Origin of the sequence: Streptococcus sp. HCA-5024, from assembly GCF_037890265.1 — a bacterium.
GTDB classification, from domain to species: domain Bacteria; phylum Bacillota; class Bacilli; order Lactobacillales; family Streptococcaceae; genus Streptococcus; species Streptococcus lingualis.
In genome coordinates, this window is the sequence record NZ_JBBKBR010000014.1 from 1 (window position 1) to 1,437 (window position 1,437).

A 1,437-nucleotide genomic window follows, 5' to 3' on the forward strand; every position below is an offset into this window, starting at 1 on the left:
TGTACTGACCCCAAAAAGTTAGACAAATAATTTAAGTTAAGGATTTAGTCCTGTATTGCACAGGACTAAGTCCTTTTAGTTTTACCTTAATTCGTTTGTTGTTGTAATAGTCAATATAGTTTACAATAGCTTGTTCCAATTGGTTAAGTGACTTAAATGTATTCTCGTAACCATAAAACATTTCCGATTTCAAAATGCCAAAGAAGGATTCCATCATGCCGTTGTCTGGGCTGTTTCCTTTACGTGACATGGACGGTTGAATTCCTTTATCCTCTAAAAAACGATGATAATACTGGTGTTGATACTGCCATCCTTGATCACTATGAAGAATTGTATTTGTGTAATGATTCTCAGTAAAGGCCTGGTCTAACATAGCTTTCACTTGTTCTAAATTCGGTGAAGTCGAAAGATTATAGGCGATAATTTCGCTATTAAAACCATCTAAAACTGGCGATAAATAAAGTTTTTGATTGCTTGCTGGAATGGCAAACTCGGTCACATCTGTGTAGCACTTTTCCATTGGCTTGGTTGCTTCAAATTGGCGTTGAATAAGATTATCTGCTTTCTTACCAATCTCTCCTTGGTATGAAGAATACTTCCGTTTACGACGAATACGAGCACTTAAACCAAGGACCTTCATCAGACGTTGGACCTTCTTATGATTCACTACAAAACCACGATTCCTCAATTCAAGAGTCATTCGACGATAGCCGTAATTCCCTTTATGCTCAGTAAAAATAGATTGAATTTCAACTTTAACATCATAATCCTTATCGCTTTGATCGAGCTGTTTTAAATGATAATAATAAGTTGAACGGGCAAGCTTAATAATCTTTAGAAGAATCTCTAAAGCAAACTCTGTTACCAATCCTCGGACAATTTCCGTTTTTCTTCTTGCTCTTTTTCGTCCCTCAATCGGAGTTCTCTCAACTTTTTTAGAACTGCATTCTCCGCTCTCAAGTACTCATTTTCTGCTTGAAGACGTTCTAGTTCTGTCATCTCTTCGGGTTTCTTCTTTGGCTTACGTCCCATTTTAGGTATCCTTCCTCTTGTTTTCTCAACAATAGTATACCCGTTTTTCTTATATTGTGCTATCCAATTATGCAACATTCCAACACTTGGAAGAGCATAATCTAGAGATACCTTTATTTGTGAACGACTTTCAAGCAGAACTTTATCAATGATTTCTTGTTTTAGTTCGGGAGAATAGTAACAATTCTTTCCTTTTTTGACGATTTCTATTCCATAACGATCAATCAATTTAATCATGTACTTAAGATTAGAAATGTTTATCCCAAATTGATTTGAAAGCTCTTTGAAGCTTCGCCCTTGTTTTTTATGTTCATAGATCTGAACTTTATCTTCATAAGTTAATTTCATAATAAAAACACCCCAAAAGTTAGATTTTTTTCTGTCTAACTTTTGGGGTGCAGTTCA

1 protein-coding gene is annotated in these 1,437 nt (G+C 35.2%); it reads right to left on the reverse strand.

The genetic code is table 11. The annotated features are described in order from the left end of the window. Positions 1-31 precede the first annotated feature (31 nt). Positions 32-1,380, reverse strand: a protein-coding gene (locus WKT08_RS10365; RefSeq protein ID WP_118398572.1) for an IS3 family transposase whose coding sequence is annotated in 2 segments (ribosomal slippage) — positions 32-939 and positions 939-1,380 — 1,350 coding nt in all. Because the reading frame shifts where the segments join, the coding sequence is not laid out codon by codon here. Positions 1,381-1,437 lie beyond the last annotated feature (57 nt).